The following is a 1583-nucleotide window of genomic DNA, read 5'->3' on the forward strand; positions in this document are numbered from 1 at the left end:
GAATTATAACTGGAGAGTTTGATTCTGGCTCAGAATGAACGCTGGCGGCGTGCTTAACACATGCAAGTCGAACGAGAAAGTTCCTGCTTGCAGGAACGAGTAGAGTGGCGCACGGGTGAGTAACACGTGGATAATCTACCTTCAAATCGGGAATAACCATTCGAAAGGATGGCTAATGCCGGATAAAGTCAGATATTCTTTGGGATTTTTGATGAAAGGGAGCCTCTGATATAAGCTTTTGTTTGAAGATGAGTCCGCGCACCATTAGTTTGTTGGTGGGGTAACGGCCTACCAAGACTGTGATGGTTAGCTGGTCTGAGAGGATGATCAGCCACACTGGAACTGACACACGGTCCAGACTCCTACGGGAGGCAGCAGTGAGGAATTTTGCGCAATGGGGGAAACCCTGACGCAGCAACGCCGCGTGAGTGAAGAAGGCCCTTGGGTCGTAAAGCTCTGTCAACAGGGAAGAAATTATTATGCTTTAATAGAGTGTAGTATTGACGGTACCTGTGAAGGAAGCACCGGCTAACTCCGTGCCAGCAGCCGCGGTAATACGGGGGGTGCAAGCGTTATTCGGAATTATTGGGCGTAAAGGGCACGCAGGCGGTCCTGTCAGTCAGATGTGAAAGCCCGGGGCTCAACCCCGGACGTGCATTTGAAACAGCAGGACTTGAGTACGGGAGAGGAAAGGGGAATTCCTGGTGTAGAGGTGAAATTCGTAGATATCAGGAGGAACACCGGTGGCGAAGGCGCCTTTCTGGACCGATACTGACGCTGAGGTGCGAAGGCGTGGGTAGCGAACGGGATTAGATACCCCGGTAGTCCACGCAGTAAACGTTGTATGCTAGGTGTAGCGGGTATTGACCCCTGCTGTGCCGCAGTTAACACATTAAGCATACCGCCTGGGGAGTACGGTCGCAAGACTAAAACTCAAAGAAATTGACGGGGGCCCGCACAAGCGGTGGAGCATGTGGTTTAATTCGACGCAACGCGAAGAACCTTACCCAGACTTGACATCTTGAGAATCCTTTAGAAATTTAGGAGTGCCTTCGGGAGCTCAAAGACAGGTGCTGCATGGCTGTCGTCAGCTCGTGTCGTGAGATGTTTGGTTAAGTCCAGCAACGAGCGCAACCCTTGTCTTCAGTTGCCAGCACATAATGGTGGGAACTCTGAAGAGACTGCCCCGGTTAACGGGGAGGAAGGTGGGGATGACGTCAAGTCCTCATGGCCCTTATGTCTGGGGCTACACACGTGCTACAATGGTATGTACAACGGGCAGCAAGGCAGCGATGCCAAGCAAATCCCTTAAAGCATATCCCAGTCCGGATTGGAGTCTGCAACTCGACTCCATGAAGTTGGAATCGCTAGTAATCGTGGATCAGCATGCCACGGTGAATACGTTCCCGGGCCTTGTACACACCGCCCGTCACACCATGAGAGTTGATTGTACCCGACGTCACTGGGCCAACCCTTCGGGGGGGCAGGTGCCTAAGGTATGGTTGATAATTAGGGTGAAGTCGTAACAAGGTAGCCGTTGGGGAACCAGCGGCTGGATCACCTCCTTTCTAAGGAAAGAAACA

At 52.1% G+C, this 1583-nt stretch carries 1 rRNA gene; it reads left to right on the forward strand.

The features are described 5' to 3' along the window. The first annotated feature begins 6 nt into the window (after positions 1-6). Positions 7-1568 (forward strand): 16S ribosomal RNA (locus B9A32_RS20685). Positions 1569-1583 lie beyond the last annotated feature (15 nt).

The organism is Desulfocicer vacuolatum DSM 3385, from assembly GCF_900176365.1.
In the GTDB taxonomy this organism is placed as follows: Bacteria; Desulfobacterota; Desulfobacteria; order Desulfobacterales; family Desulfobacteraceae; genus Desulfocicer; species Desulfocicer vacuolatum.